Annotated in this window: 22 protein-coding genes; 6 read left to right on the top strand and 16 right to left on the bottom strand. The window is 38.6% G+C overall.

Features of this window, described 5'->3' with window-relative positions; all coding sequences use genetic code 11:
- Positions 1-11 precede the first annotated feature (11 nt).
- Together GJU32_RS20610 and GJU32_RS20605 are read right to left on the bottom strand one after the other, a co-directional pair.
- Positions 12-1,973, bottom strand: a complete 1,962-nt coding sequence (locus tag GJU32_RS20610; RefSeq protein WP_155593799.1) for a methyl-accepting chemotaxis protein — start codon at positions 1,971-1,973, stop codon at positions 12-14.
- 255 nt (positions 1,974-2,228) lie between these two features.
- Complete coding sequence (locus GJU32_RS20605) at positions 2,229-3,908, bottom strand: methyl-accepting chemotaxis protein (RefSeq protein WP_155593798.1); 1,680 nt, start codon at positions 3,906-3,908, stop codon at positions 2,229-2,231.
- A 413-nt stretch (positions 3,909-4,321) separates the two neighbouring features.
- Between GJU32_RS20605 and GJU32_RS20600 the strand changes: the two genes are divergently transcribed.
- Entirely contained in the window at positions 4,322-4,876 is a 555-nt protein-coding gene (locus GJU32_RS20600; RefSeq protein WP_155593797.1) for a delta-aminolevulinic acid dehydratase, read from the top strand.
- Between the two features lie 42 nt (positions 4,877-4,918).
- On the opposite strand, the gene GJU32_RS20595 is transcribed toward GJU32_RS20600, so the two are convergent.
- The 7 genes from GJU32_RS20595 to GJU32_RS20565 form a co-directional block, all read right to left on the bottom strand.
- Entirely contained in the window at positions 4,919-5,455 is a 537-nt protein-coding gene (locus GJU32_RS20595) for a DUF1572 family protein (protein ID WP_155593796.1), read from the bottom strand.
- A 63-nt stretch (positions 5,456-5,518) separates the two neighbouring features.
- Positions 5,519-6,406, bottom strand: coding sequence for a hypothetical protein (locus GJU32_RS20590; RefSeq protein ID WP_155593795.1), 888 nt, complete (start codon positions 6,404-6,406; stop codon positions 5,519-5,521).
- On the bottom strand, positions 6,399-6,914 hold the full coding sequence (locus tag GJU32_RS20585; RefSeq protein WP_155593794.1) for a sigma-70 family RNA polymerase sigma factor: 516 nt from the start codon (positions 6,912-6,914) through the stop codon (positions 6,399-6,401). The genes GJU32_RS20590 and GJU32_RS20585 overlap by 8 nt, the downstream gene beginning before the upstream one ends.
- 115 nt (positions 6,915-7,029) lie before the next feature.
- Positions 7,030-7,638: an SCO family protein gene (locus GJU32_RS20580; protein ID WP_155593793.1), complete on the bottom strand. Its 609-nt coding sequence runs from the start codon at positions 7,636-7,638 to the stop codon at positions 7,030-7,032.
- Positions 7,639-7,742: 104 nt separating this feature from the next.
- A complete protein-coding gene (locus GJU32_RS20575) occupies positions 7,743-7,865 on the bottom strand; it encodes a YvrJ family protein (RefSeq protein WP_004229459.1) in 123 nt (40 codons plus the stop codon).
- Positions 7,866-7,933: 68 nt separating this feature from the next.
- The gene (locus tag GJU32_RS20570) at positions 7,934-8,158 is read right to left on the bottom strand and encodes a DUF2922 domain-containing protein (protein ID WP_155593792.1); all 225 of its coding nucleotides are present in this window, start codon (positions 8,156-8,158) and stop codon (positions 7,934-7,936) included.
- 15 nt (positions 8,159-8,173) lie between these two features.
- Positions 8,174-8,389, bottom strand: a complete 216-nt coding sequence (locus GJU32_RS20565) for a DUF1659 domain-containing protein (protein WP_155593791.1) — start codon at positions 8,387-8,389, stop codon at positions 8,174-8,176.
- A gap of 121 nt (positions 8,390-8,510) precedes the next feature.
- Here GJU32_RS20565 and GJU32_RS20560 point away from each other — a divergent pair, with 121 nt between their 5' ends.
- A complete protein-coding gene (locus tag GJU32_RS20560) occupies positions 8,511-8,939 on the top strand; it encodes a DUF2621 family protein (RefSeq protein WP_155593849.1) in 429 nt (142 codons plus the stop codon).
- 208 nt (positions 8,940-9,147) lie between these two features.
- Here GJU32_RS20560 and GJU32_RS23680 read toward each other — a convergent pair whose 3' ends face one another.
- From GJU32_RS23680 to GJU32_RS20545, 6 genes are all read right to left on the bottom strand, one after another.
- Complete coding sequence (locus GJU32_RS23680; protein ID WP_274381836.1) at positions 9,148-9,279, bottom strand: hypothetical protein; 132 nt, start codon at positions 9,277-9,279, stop codon at positions 9,148-9,150.
- Positions 9,280-9,727: 448 nt separating this feature from the next.
- Positions 9,728-9,859, bottom strand: a complete 132-nt coding sequence (locus GJU32_RS23675; protein ID WP_274381836.1) for a hypothetical protein — start codon at positions 9,857-9,859, stop codon at positions 9,728-9,730.
- 217 nt (positions 9,860-10,076) lie between these two features.
- On the bottom strand, positions 10,077-10,232 hold the full coding sequence (locus GJU32_RS23235) for a hypothetical protein (RefSeq protein WP_196426758.1): 156 nt from the start codon (positions 10,230-10,232) through the stop codon (positions 10,077-10,079).
- A 34-nt stretch (positions 10,233-10,266) separates the two neighbouring features.
- Complete coding sequence (locus tag GJU32_RS20555; protein WP_155593790.1) at positions 10,267-10,761, bottom strand: CcdC family protein; 495 nt, start codon at positions 10,759-10,761, stop codon at positions 10,267-10,269.
- A 26-nt stretch (positions 10,762-10,787) separates the two neighbouring features.
- Entirely contained in the window at positions 10,788-11,174 is a 387-nt protein-coding gene (locus GJU32_RS20550; RefSeq protein WP_155593789.1) for a response regulator, read from the bottom strand.
- A gap of 34 nt (positions 11,175-11,208) precedes the next feature.
- Complete coding sequence (locus GJU32_RS20545; protein WP_155593788.1) at positions 11,209-11,919, bottom strand: cytochrome c biogenesis CcdA family protein; 711 nt, start codon at positions 11,917-11,919, stop codon at positions 11,209-11,211.
- 510 nt (positions 11,920-12,429) lie between these two features.
- Here GJU32_RS20545 and GJU32_RS20540 point away from each other — a divergent pair.
- From GJU32_RS20540 to GJU32_RS20525, 4 genes are all read left to right on the top strand, one after another.
- The gene (locus GJU32_RS20540) at positions 12,430-13,161 is read left to right on the top strand and encodes a FadR/GntR family transcriptional regulator (RefSeq protein ID WP_155593787.1); all 732 of its coding nucleotides are present in this window, start codon (positions 12,430-12,432) and stop codon (positions 13,159-13,161) included.
- 138 nt (positions 13,162-13,299) lie between these two features.
- Entirely contained in the window at positions 13,300-14,016 is a 717-nt protein-coding gene (locus GJU32_RS20535; RefSeq protein ID WP_155593786.1) for a (Fe-S)-binding protein, read from the top strand.
- Positions 14,017-14,031: 15 nt separating this feature from the next.
- Complete coding sequence (locus tag GJU32_RS20530) at positions 14,032-15,462, top strand: LutB/LldF family L-lactate oxidation iron-sulfur protein (protein ID WP_155593785.1); 1,431 nt, start codon at positions 14,032-14,034, stop codon at positions 15,460-15,462.
- Positions 15,459-16,175 (top strand): LutC/YkgG family protein, encoded by a 717-nt coding sequence (locus GJU32_RS20525; protein WP_155593784.1) that lies wholly within the window; start codon positions 15,459-15,461, stop codon positions 16,173-16,175. Before GJU32_RS20530 ends, GJU32_RS20525 begins: the two co-directional genes overlap by 4 nt.
- 38 nt (positions 16,176-16,213) lie before the next feature.
- On the opposite strand, the gene GJU32_RS20520 is transcribed toward GJU32_RS20525, so the two are convergent.
- Complete coding sequence (locus tag GJU32_RS20520) at positions 16,214-17,509, bottom strand: MFS transporter (protein ID WP_155593783.1); 1,296 nt, start codon at positions 17,507-17,509, stop codon at positions 16,214-16,216.
- Positions 17,510-17,597 lie beyond the last annotated feature (88 nt).

Genomic DNA, 17,597 nt, shown 5'->3' with positions numbered 1-17,597 from the left:
GGCGTTGTGCTTTAATATTTAAACTGACTAATCAGTTGCTTTAATTCATCTGCCATATGTGCGAGTGCTTGTGCAGAGGCGTTGATTTCTTCCATTGAAGCTAATTGTTCCTCTGTTGATGCAGCTACATCCTCAGACGCAGTCGCATTGCCTTTAGCTGAGAATGCCAAATCCTCTGTAACCGCTGCTACCTCTTGGACACCTGCTGACATTTGCTCAGAAGCAGAAGATACTTCCTCCATTTTAGGTGTAATTTCATTCATACTTGCCATAATTACGCTGAATTTTGTAATGGCTTCATCAGAAATATGCAAACCACTTTGCACATCCTCTGTCACCTTCGCCATAATACGAACTGATTGCTCTGTTTCTTGCTGAATGCCTTGAATAAGCTCAAAAATTTGTTTTGCCGATGCCTGTGATTGCTCTGCCAACTTGCGGACTTCATCTGCCACGACAGCAAATCCTTTCCCATGCTCACCTGCTCTTGCGGCCTCGATGGCTGCATTTAATGCCAGTAAGTTTGTTTGATCCGCAATGTTCGTAATAACATCTAAAATGGATGTAATTTGCTGAGAGCGTTCATGTAATGTCTGAATTTTCGCATTAGAATCCGCTACAGATAAATGAATAGACTGCATTTGATTCTTCGTATTTTGAACGGCTTGCCCACCTTCATCCGCTTGCGATGTAGCGTGCTGTGAAAGGTCCGTAACAGCAGAGGAAATTTCCGCAATATGAAAAATAGCTGTTGAAAGCTCATGCAGTGACTCTGCATTTTTATTGGCACTGATCGTTTGTGAATCTGCACTTGATGCAACATCTTGAATTGAAATGGCTACTTTTTCTGTTGCAATACTTGTCTGATTAGCATTGGCTGTTAGTTCTTCTGCCGAAGAAGCAACTTCCTCTGCATTTTGTTCGATTTTTTGAATAACTGTTCGTAAGCTTTCTTGCATATCATTAAACGCTTGTCCTAATTGTCCAATTTCATCGTTCGACGTAATCGCTACCGTTTCTGTCAGATCACCTTTACTAATTGTAACGGCACTATCCTTTAAGGCTTTAATTGGTTTAATAACAGCCTTCATTACAAAATAAAAGACGATGGAACTTATAATAATAGCGGCTACTAGCACAAGAATTGTATGATATAAAATTGAGGAAGCTGACTCGTCAATTTCTTTAGCAAAAATTGTTCCTGTGATTTTCCAATTAGTCAATTCATTTGTCGTATAGAACAATATACGGTCATCGCCATCAAAGCTATATTCATAGGTGCCAGATGGGCTTTCGTACATTTGATCAAGGAAGCTTTCTTTCAGCTCTCCTCCCGCTTCTAGCGTAGGGTGTGAGATGACCAAATTGTCTTCACCAAAAATAGAGGAATAGCCATTTTTTCCGATTTGAATTGAATCTGCAATTTTTTGAAGGTCTGTTAGTTTAATATCAATTGCCACAACCCCAGAATGATCCTTGACCTGCTTAGCAACTGTCACAACCATATCTCCAGTTCCCGCATCCTTGTAAGGATTTGTGATTAACGTTTCTCCCTTAAGGGCCGTTGCTTCTTTATACCAATCTCGGTCTAATGGATTATAGTCTGAATCGTTCAAATACGGCTCTTGCGTAAATGCACCGTCATTCATGCCAATATAAATACTTGAAACGTCTGGATTATGCTTTGCATATTGCTGAAATTTTGAAAGCATAGATGCATGTGATTGCTGATACTGTAGCGCGTCTATTTCGCTACTAATCACACTAATGTCATTTATTTTTTCACTAATGGTTTTATCAATGAGCTTATTTAGAATTTCCACACTTTCATTGGCACTAAATAAGATTTCTTCTTTAATAGAGTCTCTTGCAGATAAATAAGATAGACTCCCAACAGATATGACAGGAATTAGTAATACTAGTGCAAACAGCGTATAGAGTTTGCCCTTAAAACTGCTAAATATTTTTTTCATAGATCAGTCTCCTTTTGTTTCTTGAAGTGAAAAAATATCCTAAATGTTTTTCATGCTATATTTTTGAGTAAGCCAGATATTTTTCCACAACCTTTCCCTTTCTTTATCTGCTTTACATTTCTCCCAAAGCTTTTATCGGACGAAATATATTTTTTCACACTACTTTTATGATTTTCTTACTATTCAGGTTTTACAGATAAATAAAAAACCCCTATAAATGCCATAAAATTGATGACATTCAGGGGTAAGCTTGATTTAGTATTTAAATGATTGGATGGACTCTTGTAGGTCTATAGCCATTTTTGCTAGATGTGTAGAGGCAGCAGCAACTTCCTCCATTGACGCAGTTTGCTCTTCTGAAGAGGCTGCAACACTTTGTACATGATGGCTGGATTTCATCGACACTTCACTAATATAGTCAATCTCTTTGACTAACTGTTCAATATCCTGATGGATTGTGCGAATGGCTGAGGTCACTAACTCGGTCTGTCCTTGTACATCATTAATAGCATCATCAATCTGTATAAAATTATCTCTTGCCACATCGACCTTTTCACGACCGACATGGACAGAATCATTACTGTTGACCATATCTTCTTCGATAATTCTTGTGCTATCAGTAATTTGTGCCACCACTTTTTCAATATCAACTGCCGCCAAATTAGACTCGTCTGCTAGCTTGCGGACTTCCTCTGCGACAACGGCAAAACCTTTCCCATGTTCACCGCTTCGTGCCGCTTCGATAGAGGCATTGATCGCTAATAGATTGGTTTGTGTCGCAATACTTTTAATGACATTCACAGCTGCTACAATGGCAGCAGTATTGTCATCAAGATCCTGTACACGTGTATTTAATTCGCTTGTATTGGCGGAGATTTCATTCATTTGTTCGGTTACATCATGTACAGAGGAACGACCTATACTAGCCATATTTTTCGTTTCGACTGTCGCATGATTGACATTTTGTATGCTTGTGGAAATATCATTCATTTTCTTCAAAATATGAGCAGATAAATTCCGTACATCGCTTGTTAACGTATCTTGCTGATCGATTCCTTGGGCAATGTCATGAATGGATGCTGTGACCACTTCTGTCGCCTGTGTAACCTCCATGCTACTAGCAGTTAGCTGTTCCGATGTGGCTGCTACCTGCTCGGAGGAGTTCCCTACCTGTTTCATCATTTGTCGAAGCTTTTCAGACATGATATTGAAGGATTCAGCTAAGTGTGCAAACTCATCCTTTGTTTTAAATTGTAAATGGGCGTGCAAATTCCCCTCTGAGAATTTACCCATTTCGATAGCTGTTAGCTGAATGCTTTTAGCAATACGGCGGCCGAATACTGTCGCAATGATGATACTAATAAAGAAAGATATAGCTGCTAGTATCATAATTTCGATACCACTTCTTTCTCCTTTTTGCTTGGTACTCTCAATATGTGCCTGCATATCTTGTTGTTGAGCAGTTGCCATTGTCTTTCCAAAGACAACCAATTTTTGAGAGCCTTCTCCTAAAATCGGTAAAGCTACTTGTTGTGCTTGTTGATGTTCTCCACGTTGATACAACGGGACAATCTGCCCATCTATTGCCTTTTCCCAGTCATCGAGCTGTTGTAAAAACTGCTCAAAGTCCGAATTGTTATCGCTTATTTCCTGAAGACGATTTATCGACGTATGTAAGGTATTGCGAATGTCATGATGATTGTTGAGCATGTCTTCCTTACCATATAATATATAGCCACGGATCGCTGCATTTGCTCGTACAGTTTGGAACGAGACATCTTGATATAAATGAATTAATTCCGTATTACCTTCTATTTCTGCTAGTGTCTGGTTATTATTAGTCAAGTAGTACATAGCAATGCCAGTTATGAGCAGCAAGAAGACTAGTACAATTCCAAAAGCAATTTGCAGTTTCCGTTCCACAGTTAGTCTCATATGATTCCCTCTATTCTCCTATAATCACCTTGAGTATATCCTACCTAAACCTATTAACCTATATAATATACAACCATTCTCATAAATTAACGCTAAAATTTAACAAAAATAAGAATTCCACGTTCAATCTATTGACAATAATATCCACTATATCGCTAGTTTAAATAGGTAAAAAATATTTGGAAACCGTAGAGATAAAACCAAAAGAATGGGATTATTTTAGAAGAAACCCCTCTTTGCAGCCTTCCATTGTAAATAAATAGTAGAAGAGTGCTAGTACTCAGAATAACGAAAAGTAAAAATGTATATTTAGCCTCCCCTCAACACATTTTACATATATAGTATTTATTTCTATATACAGTTTACTCATCCAATAACTTTCATTTATACTAATCATGGAGGTGGAGATGAATATGAGTAAGCCTGAATTATATATCAATATAGCAGTAGGACCTGATTGTGATTTCGAATCGATGGCCATCAGAGCAGCCCTTGAGTCCTTTGGTGCAAGTGTGACGCTTCATTTAATCGGAAGACCGAATGATTTAATTGATGTCTTGTCTGGGAATGACCTTCACAACAAAATGGACTATCTTATTTTGAATTTCCATGGCGATGAAGGACGATTTTGTTTACCTGAGTTAGGCGAAGATGTGTATGAAGACAATGAACCAAAAAGTATATACTTTGGACCTCAGGATGTCCGATCCTATTGTCAGCTACAGGGCGTGAAAATCATTGCAGCAGGCTGTACATTAGGTTGGCAGCAGCTAGCTTCTGCCTTTTTAGAGAGTGGCTGTCACTCCTACTTAGCACCTGATGATTATATAGAGGGTAACGCGAATCTCATGTTTCTCATTCGTTTTTTCTATGAAGTCATCACGAATCAAAAAAATCAGCAGGAAGCATTTGAATTAGCTCAAGCTATCGACTCAGAAACTGCCCTGTATAAGCTTTATCTAGCATAAAAAAAGATCGTAGCGATTGATGATTGCTACGATCTTCCTTATTTATTGTTGATGTTTGTCGAGCATGGCCTCTGTAAAGGCTTGCGACTGTCCTTTTGGTATACTTAGCGTTTGCCAATCAGAGCCCTTTACTTGTTTCGCGATATAAATGATTTGGCCAACATGCTGCGCATAATGTGCCATCTGTCTTTCAATCGCATCCATCACCTCTAGCCGTTCACCTCTAATTGTGACATGTCCCTGCAAATCAGACTCCGCCAAATTTGCTAAAGCATCTAAAAATACTTGCCAGCCCTTTTCCCAAGCTACAATAATGGCTTCTTTGGTGTGTAGACTATCCATAAATTCATCGTCTCGATTTCTAGTAGGCTTTTCCCCATCTGTCGTTAAAAAGTCCGTCCAGCGTGAAATCATATTGCCACTTACATGCTTCACAATGACCGCAATACTATTGGATTCTTCATTATACGACCAGTGCAATTGTGTCTCCTCTAATTGGGCAAGTGCTTTATCGCCTAACTCTTTCACACTTTTAAATCTTTTTTGGACCACATGTAAATAAGTTTGTGCCACCGTCATTTTTGAACCCCCATCCCTTATTTCTACCATTTTATACTAGTTAACATGGAATGTCTCTACAAGCTAATCGCCAAGAATAAACTCCCTTACGATGCTTGTCATTTTTTCTTGAACCTTTTGTCGGTCCCCATTTAATTGATAACCGATATGATAGACATAGCCGTTATAGTACGTATAAAATTCATTGGCTCTAGTAGTCATATGAAAAATTCGCTTGGCTGCTTCATCGTAATTATAGTACATGTAAACAAAACCCAATTCTGGTGTCATCTCTCGATAATACATTGGGTTTATAAAATTAATGCCTACATTCTTGAGATTACTCCCTTCAATACTCTCGATATTTTCAGTAATTTCACGGTTTGCTAAAGGGTTGCTAGCTACATTAGTTACAGTAAAATGAACATATTGTAAATCCACACCAGTGAGAGACTTTTCTTTATAGCTAAATTGAAATTGCTTTTGTAGACTACCATCTTTCATATCCGATGTTACCGCATAGACCTCTTGAATATTTGCTTTAAATGGGAGATTTTCAGGATCTATTAGATGAACGGCATCCCCCATCGTAGTTGCTACTTCTTGCATAGCCTTGAAACCTTGAAGTGGTGCATAAAACTTTATATTTTCGCGCTGATTGAGTTGATCAGCTAATTGAAAATACTGACTGTATGTGGTAGCTGTTCCTTCTACCTCTGTTTGAAATAAATCAGTGAATGTAAGTATCTTCTCCTCATCCGTTACCTCTGTCGCAAGCTGGTCCAATGGTTGTGCTGCTTGCCAGGCAATGAATAATAAAATAGAGCAAGTAATCATGATGGTGACTGCACGATACGTCCATTTTGGCTCAGACGGAAAAGGCTCTTGCTGTATTTGTTGTCGAACCTTTTGAATAATTGCTTCTTTGTGTTCTGATACATCCTGTAATACGTGCATTGTATGCTTATCCATGGAAAAGCACCTCCCATTCAATATGCTGTAAATCCACTTTTAATAGCTCCTTGCCCTTCTTTAACCGAGATTTCACCGTACCCTCAGGAATTGCAAGTAGTTCAGGAATCTCTTTAATCGTCATCTCCTCCAAATAAAAATAGACAATTGCTTCGCGCTGCTTGATTGGTAAGCGTAAAATCGCTTCATCTAATAGAGCTTGTTCATCTTGAAGAATAAGTGATTCCTGCAATACAGATTTTTGTTTTGTAAAAAATTTATGCTGAAATGTGATTTTTCGATATGCCCAGCTTTTTAAGTAATCTTTGCATTTATTGATCGTCATGCGGGCAAGGTAGGCCTTCATTTCTCCTCGTTCTTCATATTGTTTTTGATGATAGAATTTAATAAAAACATCCTGCACGATATCCTCGGCTATTTGTAAATCCTTTGTATAGTAAAAAGCAATTCGAAACAATTGCTCCGTATGTATAGCCATTAGCTGTTCTAATTTTTCGTTATCAGACATGCATTCTCCCTCCTTCTACACTATAAACGATTCCCAACCAGAAAAAGATTATTTTTCCAGATTCAAAATGGCAAAAAAAAACCGCCTCTAATGTACGAGACGGTTTTCTACCTATTTATAAATTTTCATCAATATATGTTTCGATATCAGAAGCTATCGTATCAATAGGTACATCTTCAATATTTTCAGCGTAACCATTATACATTTTGACGATGACACCATCTTTATCGACTAAGAAAAATTGATTACCATGAATGACTTGGTCACTGTTAGGATCGTCCTTCACTAAAATCTTCGTATTTTTAACCGCAAACTGTTCAATATATTTTTGTGAATACCCTGTAAGAAGATTCCATTTAGATTCATCTGGTACATTGTATTTACTAATATAATTGGCTAATACTTCTGGTTTATCAACGTCTGGATCTATTGAAAAGGCAACGATGTTATAATCCTCTACTCCTTTTTTCTGGAGCTTTTCTTGCACTTGTGCCATGTTCAATGACATTGGAGGGCAAATCGACACACAGTTCGTGAAAATATACATGCCAATCCAAGGCTTTCCTTTTAAACTTTCTAAGGAAACAGTCTCACCTCGTTGATTAACATGTTCAAAATCAGGTATTTCCAGGCTATAATCTGCTTTAAATTTTGAATTACCACATGCGCCTAGCACAGACGCACAGGCTAAAAGAAAGACTAGCCCCATTAATTTACGTTTCATGTCAACACTCTCCCTAACCTACACTATCCTCATCCTAACGTAGGTTGTAAGCGTTGACAAGAACTTCAAAGTGACAGCTTTCGTACATCTTTGTGAAATCAATTTCATTTTAACGAAACAAGCGCAGCATGAATCGCATCTAGTTTTACTTCGACACGGTGCAATAAATAAAATGACACTAAAATCGGAAAACCAATATCGGATATCATGTTCAACCACTGTTCCATTAGGACTCCTCCTTTCGTTTACGGTAAAAATGGTCTTTGCAGTTCACTGTGCAAAGACCATTTTTGAACTATTCTGTTGCTACTTCAAATTCTGTTACTTGTCGCTCGACAATGCGCGCTCCTTTTATGGCTGACAAGGCTCCTGCTTGTCCAACAAAAACATTTTTAGCCATAATGGTTTCCATGACCTGCTGAATTTCAGCTGCTGTAACATTCGGTTTTGGTGCATCAATCGTAAGTGATGTCGTTTTACCGTCAGCCGTAGCAAATTGTAATTCTAATACTTGCGTCATGCAGTGATCCCTCCCTTAAGATAATTCATGTGTTTCTTGCTTTACAATGCTTGAAAGTGTCTGCGATGATAGACTAGCAATGGCATGTGCAACAGCTACTAAATCGTCTGCATGATGTGTATTATTGACATTTCGATACGATTTCGTTATGAACGTTGGTTCGTTTTGTTCATCATAGCCATCCACATACTTGAGGCGCAGTGTAGCATTTAAAAAATGAGTGTTTACCATCTCGCGTCACCTCCCTTCTACACACTATATAATGGTGAATTGCTAAAAAAGAGACATTTAGGATGAATTTTTTTTCGTAAGCTTTTATAATAGAGTAAGAGAAGGCAAAGAGGTGAACGATTTGTTACAAGGTTGGTTTTTATGGTTTATTTTATTTTGGGTTGTTGTCCTCATTTCATTGATGGCTATTGGCGGATTCTTCATGTTCCGAAAATTTTTAAAAGCACTACCTAAGCAAGATGGAAAATCAGATTTAGATTGGCAAGAATACTATTTAGATAAAACTATTCACTTATGGGGACAAGCTGAAAAAGACTTACTATATGAGCTAGTAAGCCCTGTACCCGAGCTCTTTAGACAAGTGGCAAAGGAAAAAATTGCAGGGAAAATTGGCGCGCTAGCTTTAGAGGAAAAAGCGGCAGCCATTAATAACGACCTCATTATTCGTGGATATATCCAAGCAACACCAAAACGCGATCACAAATTTTTACGCAAAAAATTAGAGCAAATGCAAATTGACATCGCCCCATATGAACATTTATTCGATTAATGTAACGCTGCACAGAAACTTGTGCAGCGTTTTTCTCTTATTAGCTGCGCGTGTGTGAAGGGGTATTCGTTCCTTTTGGGGTTCTATCCAGCACTTTTGAAGTTCTATCCGTCACTTTCGGTGTTCTATCCACCACTTTCGGAGTTCTATCCACTACTTTTGGAGTTCAATCCACTACTTTGCGGCTCTATCCTTCACTTTTGAGATTCTATCCACTCTTTGAAACTCTATCCAGTACTTTTGGAGTTCTATCCACCACTTTGCACGCTCTATCCTTCACTTTTGGAGTTCTATCCACCACTTTGCACGCTCTATCCTTCACTTTTGAAGTTCTATCCACTCTTTGTGGCTCTATCCAGTACTTTCGAGGTTCTATCCACCACTTTGCACACTCTATCCTTCACTTTTGGAGTTCTATCCACTACTTTGCGGCTCTATCTACACTTGATGATTCTATCCACCACTTTGCACGCTCTATCCTTCACTTTTGGAGTTCTATCCACCACATTGCACGCTCTATCCTTCACTTTTGAGATTCTATCCACTCTTTGCACACTCTATCCTGTTCTTTCGAGGTTCTATGCACCACTTTGCACGCCCTACCCTTCACTTTTCGAGGCTCTACCCTTCACTTTTCGAGGCTCTATCCTTCACTTTTAGAGTTCTATCCACTACTTTGCACGCTCTATCCTTCACTTTCGGAGTTCTATCCACTCTTTGTGGCTCTATCCAGTACTTTCGAGGTTCTATCCACCACTTTGCACACTCTATCCTTCACTTTTGAGATTCTATCCACTCTTTGAAACTCTATCCAGTACTTTTGGAGTTCTATCCACCACTTTGCACGCTCTATCCTTCACTTTTGGAGTTCTATCCACCACTTTGCACGCTCTATCCTTCACTTTTGAAGTTCTATCCACTCTTTGTGGCTCTATCCAGTACTTTCGAGGTTCTATCCACCACTTTGCACACTCTATCCTTCACTTTTGGAGTTCTATCCACTACTTTGCGGCTCTATCTACGCTTGATGATTCTATCCACCACTTTTCACGCTCTATCCTTCACTTTTAGAGTTCTATTCACTCTTTGCACACTCTATCCTGTTCTTGCGAGGTTCTATGCACCACTTTGCACGCCCTACCCTTCACTTTTCGAGGTTCTATCCGTCACTTTCGGAGTTCTATCCACCACTTTGCACGCTCTACCCTTCACTTTTGGAGTTCTATCCATCACTTTGCACGTTCTATCCTTCACTTTTGGAGTTCTATCCACCACTAACAGAGTTACATCCACGCTGAAGCACAAAAAAACTACACTAGCTTTAACTCTAGTGTAGTTTTGGAATTGTTTTTTTGACTCTTTTAAACTGGAGCAGCATAGCAATTCGCCAAGGTACTAACATGGCAAAGGCTAATATCCAGAACATACCTGCTAATTCACCGACATCAATGGAGTTACTTAAAATCATTTTCGCAACCACTCGGAATATTAACAAACCCATTAATATAAAAACGAATGCTTTTGAACGTTTTAAATAAATATCTCGACCCCTTACTTCAAATTTTGATGTAGCAATTAATATGGTCGAGAACACCATTCCCACAGCCGCTGCCTCTAATATTTGCATTGGAGGCACTCGGAATTGCTCAAATAAAAACATCAGTGCACCAGAAGACATCGCTATTGGTGGAATAATAATTTTCTTCTCATTTGTTGGTTTTTTGGAAGCTCTCATTCGTATGACCATCACGAAGCTCCCCATCAGAATGGCCATGATGGTCGACCCTATAACATAATAGTGAGAAGGGATACTGCTCAACATAAAAAAAATCCTCCTCTAATGTCTAATTAGCAATTTTGTCCAAGTAATTGATCAGCTACAGCCTTTAATCTTTCTGGTTCGAAAGGCTTTGTGATAAAATCTTTTGCTCCACTTTCAATCGCTTCTACGATTAATTTTTGTTGTCCTAATGCAGTCACCATAATAATTTTTGCATTCGGAAATTCTGGGACAATTTTTTTTACTGCCGCAATACCTGTCATAACGGGCATCGTTACATCCATTGTGACTAAATCTGGTTGTAACTCACGATACATCGCCACAGCTTCTTTACCATTTGCTGCCTTACCGACTACCTCATAACCCCATTCTGTAAACATATTACTGATTGCAACACGCATAAATAGCGTGTCATCCACTACTAAAACTGTAGGCACATGCTCATCTCCCTCCACGCTAAAGTTCGGTATGCCTCTTTAGTTTAACAAATTAAAAGCCTGTAAATCCACCGAAAATCGGCTGTAAAACGCGTGTAATATACGTTAGTCCATCAAAGAATAACAAGATCCCAACGGCAATCATCACATAACCACCGATTTTCACAATTTTTTGGCTGTGTGTACGAATCCATGTCATACGTGAAATGAAGAAAGATAGCACGAAGAATGGAATCGCAAAACCTAAATAATAGGCAAACATATAGCTAAAGCCCGCACCTGGATTTGTGCTAGCTAACATAATTATCGATGCAAGGATTGGTCCTGTACATGGTGTCCAACCTGCCGCAAAGGCAATACCAATTAAGACAGATCCAAAATAGCCAGATGGTCGATTTTTAAATTGAAATTTTCGATCCTTCATTAAGAAATCTATTTGCAATAATCCTACAATCATTAAACCAAATACTACGATTAGAATAGCTCCAATCTGTCGTAATAAAGTTTGATAATTAAGGAAAAATTCTGCCGCATAGGAAGCACTTAATCCAATAATGATAAAGATAATTGAAAATCCTAGTAAAAAGAATAATGTGTGGAAAATGGCACGCTTTTGTAGCATACCTTTTTCTGATTTTAGCTCATCTAATGTCATACCCGTTATGTACGATAAAAATGCTGGATACAGTGGGAGAGTACATGGTGAAATAAAACTTAAAAACCCTGCACCAAAAGCTAAAAATACGTTAATATCAGATCCCATATTTTTTAATCGCTCCTTACAGTTACTGCCTCCATCGTACCAAAAAACTTGATAAAATGCGTACTTTCTGTTTGTGAACGTTTCATGACGAAATTATGAGATTTTTAAGAAGTTCCATCAAGCTACTTCTGCATTATGCGCCCCTGCTGATTTCCTGTCAACAAAATTCGCCAATATTCTCCCTATCTATAAAAAGAAAAGCTAACCTCTTTCCTCCAGTCTTGACATTGTCGATTACTTGCGGCTAATGTTGAAACAAGCTTACATACTACTACGTACATGTTATTGTAAGAAACCATTTATTTTTACAACCCACTCTATATTTATCAGAAAATCTTATCATCTGATGACCTTATTATAAGGTTTTTTATAGAATTGCTTTTTTTCAAATTTCGACTGTTATACCCCTCAAAACAAAGTATTCTTGTTACTCAGTGAGTAAATGACTTATCTTCATGTATAATAGTGATAGAGTCTGAGCAATTGTTCGAGAAAAAGAGGTGTAGCTCCTTGGAATTAAGAAAGATTAAACCTAAAAAAATTTATGAAGAAGTGTCCGAAATCTTGCATGAAAAAATACGATCCGGCGTTTTAAAACCTGGTGATCGTCTTGACTCAGTAGAGCAACTTGCTGGACAATTACAAGTTAGTCGATCTGCTGTACGGGAGGCACTTTCTGCTTTAAAGGCAATGGGATTGATTGAAATCAAACAAGGCTCTGGGACTTTTGTAAAAAGTGTGTCGTCCAATCAGCTTGATTTCCCTTTGTCCACGGCCATGTTAACGAATAAACAGGATATTGCTCATTTATTAGAAGTACGCAAGATTATTGAGGTAGGAGCAGCAGCAAGTGCAGCTATCCATCGCACAGAACAGGATATTCAAGCAATGCTACAAATTTTAGAGGAGATGAAGCAAGCCCATGGTAATGGTGAACTTGGTGAAAAAGTAGATTATCAATTTCATGCGGCTCTATCTACTGCATCACATAACCCCCTCCTCGCTACAATCCTAGATCAAATTTCTGGACTTATGATTGAAACGATGAAAGAAACACGCCGAATTTGGTTGTACTCCAAAAAAACAACGAGCGAACAATTATATGACGAACATATGCAAATTTTCCTCGCTATTAAACAACAAAATGAGGAGCTAGCCAAACATGCTATGGCATCTCATTTAAGTAATGTTGAAAAAGTGCTTTTACAGTATTTTGAAACAACAGAACCCAAATCACACTAAAACTGCCTAGTCTCACTAGGTAGTTTTTTTTTCTGAAAATTCATTAAAAAAACGTTTATTGTCGTTATAAATTGTTGTATGATAAAACTAAAGAAAAGTCATCAGATGACCAGTTGTTTGTATAAAGGAGCGATGAATATGAACGTCTCACTATTTGCCACTTGCTTAGTGGATATGTTTCAAGGAAATGTAGGGAAGGCAGTCGTTGAAGTATTAGAAAGACTTGGCTGTACTATTGACTTTCCAGAGAACCAAATTTGCTGTGGGCAGCCTGCTTACAATAGCGGCTATGTAAAAGAATCGAAGAATGCGATGAAAAAAATGATTACAACCTTTGAGCATGCTGAATATGTGGTCTCCCCTTCTGGTTCTTGTGCCTTTATGTTTAAGGAATACCCGCTAGTTTTTAAGGGGGACCCGATTTGGGAGCCAAAAGCACAAGCATTAGCAGATAAAACATATGAATTTACAGAATTTATTGTCCATGTATTAAAGGTTGAAGATGTTGGCGCACATTTAGAGGGCCATGCTACTTACCACACATCATGCCACATGACTCGACTACTTGGCGTGACAGAGGCACCATTTAAACTATTAAAAAACGTCAAGGGTTTACATTATGTGGACCTCCCCGGCAAGGATCGTTGCTGTGGATTTGGTGGAACATTCTCTGTCAAAATGGGCAATATTTCTGGAGAAATGGTCAATGAAAAAGTACACAATGTGGAAGAAACCGGGGCGAATATTTTAATCGGGGCAGATGCTGGTTGTTTAATGAATATCGGTGGCCGTATTCAACGCCAAGGAAAGCCGATTAAAGTAATGCATATTGCAGAGGTATTAAACTGCCAATAAGAGGGGGAAACAACAATGGCTATGAAAACAAGTGATGATCGTTTTCATCATCGTGTAACGAAAGAGCTAGAAAATCAATTCATGCGTAGTGCTGTTTCAAGTGCCCAAGAACGTTTTCAAACACGTCGACTTCAACAAGCAGAAGAACTGGGACATTGGGAAGAATGGCGTGCACATGGGGAAGAAATTCGCAAGCACGTGTTAGAAAACCTTGATTATTACTTATATCAATTAAGTGAAAATGTTTCAAAAAGAGGCGGACATGTTTTCTTTGCCCAAACTGCACAAGAAGCAACCGATTACATTCAAAGCATTGCAAAAAAGAAAGATGCTGCGAAAATTGTGAAGTCCAAATCGATGGTTACAGAGGAAATTAACTTAAATGTGGCTTTAGAGGAACTTGGTTGTGAGGTAATTGAAACAGATTTAGGTGAATACATTTTGCAGGTCGCTGATCACGAACCCCCATCCCATATCGTTGCCCCAGCCTTGCATAAAAATAAAGAGCAAATCCGTGATGTTTTTAAAGAAAAACAAGGCTACGATCAAACAGAAAAGCCAGAGGAACTTGCTCTTTATGTTCGTGAAAAATTACGGAATGACTATTTAACAGCCGAAATTGGTATTACAGGCTGTAACTTTGCCATTGCAGAAAGCGGTTCGATCACACTCGTAACGAATGAAGGAAATGCGGATTTAGTCACAGCTCTACCGAAAACGCAAATTACGGTCATGGGGATGGAAAGGATCGTCCCTACATTTGAAGAAATGGAGGTCCTTGTTAGTTTATTAACAAGAAGTGCTGTCGGTCAAAAACTAACAAGCTATATTACAACGTTAACTGGAATTAAAGACGAGGGTGATACGGATGGGCCAGAGGAATTCCACTTAGTCATTGTTGATAATGGACGTTCTGCTATTTTAGGGAGTGAATTCCAGCCTATTTTACAATGCATTCGCTGTGCTGCTTGTGTCAATGCTTGTCCTGTATATCGTCATGTTGGCGGGCATACGTATGGCTCTATTTACTCAGGTCCTGTCGGTGTTGTTCTCTCCCCATTATTAGGTGGCTATGATGATTTTAAAGAACTTCCATATGCCTCTACATTGTGTGGTGCCTGTACGGATGCTTGCCCTGTCAAAATCCCTTTACATCAGCTGATTCATCGACATCGTCAAGTCATTGTAGAAAACGAAGGCAAAGCACCCGTTTCTGAAAAGCTATTAATGAAGGCATTTGGTTTAGGGGCTTCCTCCCCCACTCTGTATAAAATGGCGACAAAAATGGCGACACCAGTAATGTCTCCTTTTACGAAGGACAACACAATTTCGAACGGTCCTGGTCCATTAAAAGCCTGGACTGAAGCAAGAGATTTTCCTGCACCCAATAAAGACAACTTTAGAGATTGGATGAAGCACCGTACAAAAGGAGGCGACCACAAATGACTGGTAGGATTCAACATCGAGAGACTTTTTTATTAAACATAGCGAAGCAGCTCGGACGTTCACCTAAAACAGAGCTTCCTCGCCCAACTTGGCAATATCAACCACAAGATCGTGTTCTAAAAGATGCGACAAAGGAGGAATTAGTTGCGGTTTTAAAGAAGCAATGTGCCAACATTCATACTCATATTGTCATTTCCGATACTGCAAAGCTTTCACAAGATTTACAATCCGTTGTAGACAATTATGGTGGTAAGTCCGTCATAACATGGAAGGACGAACGGTTTAAAGATTATGGACTATCTCAATTAATGACTGAACACTGGCCACAAACTAATATTGAACTCTATGAATGGAATGCACAGCAACAGGAGGAAAATATTCGACAAGCTGAGAAGGCAAATATCGGTATTACCATAAGTGAAATAACATTAGCCGAATCGGGTACTGCAGTGCTCTTTAGTAGCAAGGATAAAGGCAGAAGTATTAGTTTCTTACCAGAAAAATCGATTATTTTAATTCCTAAAAGTACGATTGTTCCTCGCATGACACAAGCAGCACGTTGGATTAGTGAAAAAATCCGCCGTGGTGAGAAAATTGCCTCCTGCATTAATTTTATTACTGGTCCAAGTAATTCAGCAGATATCGAAATGATTCTAATCGTCGGCGTACATGGCCCTATTCAAGCAACGTATATTGTGATTGAGGACAGATAAAACAACAATAGGCATGCAAATGAATGCATGCCCGTTGTTTATGTTGTTGAATTAGGAACACTTTCTGTCAGAACTTCTTTATTATAATACTCTGGATGTGCTTCTCTTAAAATGGTTGGACGTAGCAATACTAAAGAAAGTATAATAATAATCACGCTTGTTACTGGCAAAATAACCGTTGCAGGTAATGTATCATATAACATACCATAGACCACCATACCAATTGGCATCATGGACATAGCCATCGTTTCCATTAGTCCAAAGACACGCCCACGATACTCTTCTGAAATGATTTTTTGCATATACACTCCAATTGGCATATTAATTCCCATTTCGAAAATGGCGAAAATAAAATAGATGATTAGATAAAAGAAGACGATGGCTACATAAGATAAATCTGTGACTAATGGAATGACGGCTAAGGCCACACTTCCTGACAATAGCAATAAGCTAATTTTCGAGAAACGTAATGGCACCTTCACTTCTGGTCTAGTCGCAAAATAAATGGAAGCTATAAGCATACCTGTTGCTCCTGAAGCCTGAATAAAACCAAAATGCGTGGATTTTACTTTCAGCAATTCAAAGATAATGTACGTTCCTCCAACAGCGATGGCTGAAAAGAATAAGTTAATCCATAAGGCGACCCACATAATGGTTTTGATGACCTTTCGTTGCTTTATATAATGGAAACCATTTTTAAGTCCTTCCCACACCTTTTCTTTCTTCACATCTTCCCCTCTTGTACTATAGAGGTTAAAATCCATTGTTGCCTCTAAACAAAAGGCAATGGCATAGGCCACTATATTGACCATCAAAAATACATCCATGTTGAAAAATCCGTACATCATACCTCCAATGACTGGTCCCCCAATCGCAGCCACTGACATGGACATTTGATTAAAGGACATAGCACGCTGTAAACACTCTGGATTAACAAGCGTGGCAATTGCGGATGAAAACGTTACCCCAGAAAATGCTGAACAGATTGTATTAAAAACTGTAGCTATGTAAATAGCATAAACTGACATCCCTACCGTTTCTGTATATAACAGTAAGCCCCCAACTGTCAAAATGGTCCCTGCCTGTGCTAGTAGAATTGTTCGTTTTTTCGGAAAATTATCCGCAACATAACCTGCTAAAGGTGCTACAAGGGCACGTGGCAACACAGAACAAATCATATTCGTTGCAAAGCTCATGGCCGAACCAGTCATGGCTAAAATATACAAGCTGAAACCAAACGCCATCACATTTGCTCCTAACATGGCAATCATTTTACTCGCTGTAAACGTCCATAAATGATAGGACGCCTTTTTTAATTTCTCCGCTTCATTCATCCTAAAACCCCTTCGTTTTTTAATTAGATTAAAAAGTTTAATACTATTAAACAAAATATACCATAGCTCCCTCTTTTCACGCAACAAA

Source organism: Lysinibacillus cavernae (assembly GCF_009724685.1).
Classification (GTDB): Bacteria; Bacillota; Bacilli; order Bacillales_A; family Planococcaceae; genus Lysinibacillus; species Lysinibacillus cavernae.
This window is presented reverse-complemented; position numbering and strand designations above follow the sequence as displayed.

Excerpts from the sequence above, each read along its gene's own strand:
- GJU32_RS20610 (WP_155593799.1), bottom strand. The coding sequence starts at position 1,973 with ATGAAAAAAATATTTAGCAGTTTTAAGGGCAAACTCTATACGCTGTTT.
- GJU32_RS20605 (WP_155593798.1), bottom strand. The coding sequence starts at position 3,908 with ATGAGACTAACTGTGGAACGGAAACTGCAAATTGCTTTTGGAATTGTA.
- GJU32_RS20600 (WP_155593797.1), top strand. The coding sequence starts at position 4,322 with ATGAGTAAGCCTGAATTATATATCAATATAGCAGTAGGACCTGATTGT.
- GJU32_RS20595 (WP_155593796.1), bottom strand. The coding sequence starts at position 5,455 with ATGACGGTGGCACAAACTTATTTACATGTGGTCCAAAAAAGATTTAAA.
- GJU32_RS20590 (WP_155593795.1), bottom strand. The coding sequence starts at position 6,406 with ATGGATAAGCATACAATGCACGTATTACAGGATGTATCAGAACACAAA.
- GJU32_RS20585 (WP_155593794.1), bottom strand. The coding sequence starts at position 6,914 with ATGTCTGATAACGAAAAATTAGAACAGCTAATGGCTATACATACGGAG.
- GJU32_RS20580 (WP_155593793.1), bottom strand. The coding sequence starts at position 7,638 with ATGAAACGTAAATTAATGGGGCTAGTCTTTCTTTTAGCCTGTGCGTCT.
- GJU32_RS20575 (WP_004229459.1), bottom strand. The coding sequence starts at position 7,865 with ATGGAACAGTGGTTGAACATGATATCCGATATTGGTTTTCCGATTTTA.
- GJU32_RS20570 (WP_155593792.1), bottom strand. The coding sequence starts at position 8,158 with ATGACGCAAGTATTAGAATTACAATTTGCTACGGCTGACGGTAAAACG.
- GJU32_RS20565 (WP_155593791.1), bottom strand. The coding sequence starts at position 8,389 with ATGGTAAACACTCATTTTTTAAATGCTACACTGCGCCTCAAGTATGTG.
- GJU32_RS20555 (WP_155593790.1), bottom strand. The coding sequence starts at position 10,761 with ATGTTGAGCAGTATCCCTTCTCACTATTATGTTATAGGGTCGACCATC.
- GJU32_RS20545 (WP_155593788.1), bottom strand. The coding sequence starts at position 11,919 with ATGGGATCTGATATTAACGTATTTTTAGCTTTTGGTGCAGGGTTTTTA.
- GJU32_RS20535 (WP_155593786.1), top strand. The coding sequence starts at position 13,300 with ATGAACGTCTCACTATTTGCCACTTGCTTAGTGGATATGTTTCAAGGA.
- GJU32_RS20530 (WP_155593785.1), top strand. The coding sequence starts at position 14,032 with ATGGCTATGAAAACAAGTGATGATCGTTTTCATCATCGTGTAACGAAA.
- GJU32_RS20525 (WP_155593784.1), top strand. The coding sequence starts at position 15,459 with ATGACTGGTAGGATTCAACATCGAGAGACTTTTTTATTAAACATAGCG.
- GJU32_RS20520 (WP_155593783.1), bottom strand. The coding sequence starts at position 17,509 with ATGAATGAAGCGGAGAAATTAAAAAAGGCGTCCTATCATTTATGGACG.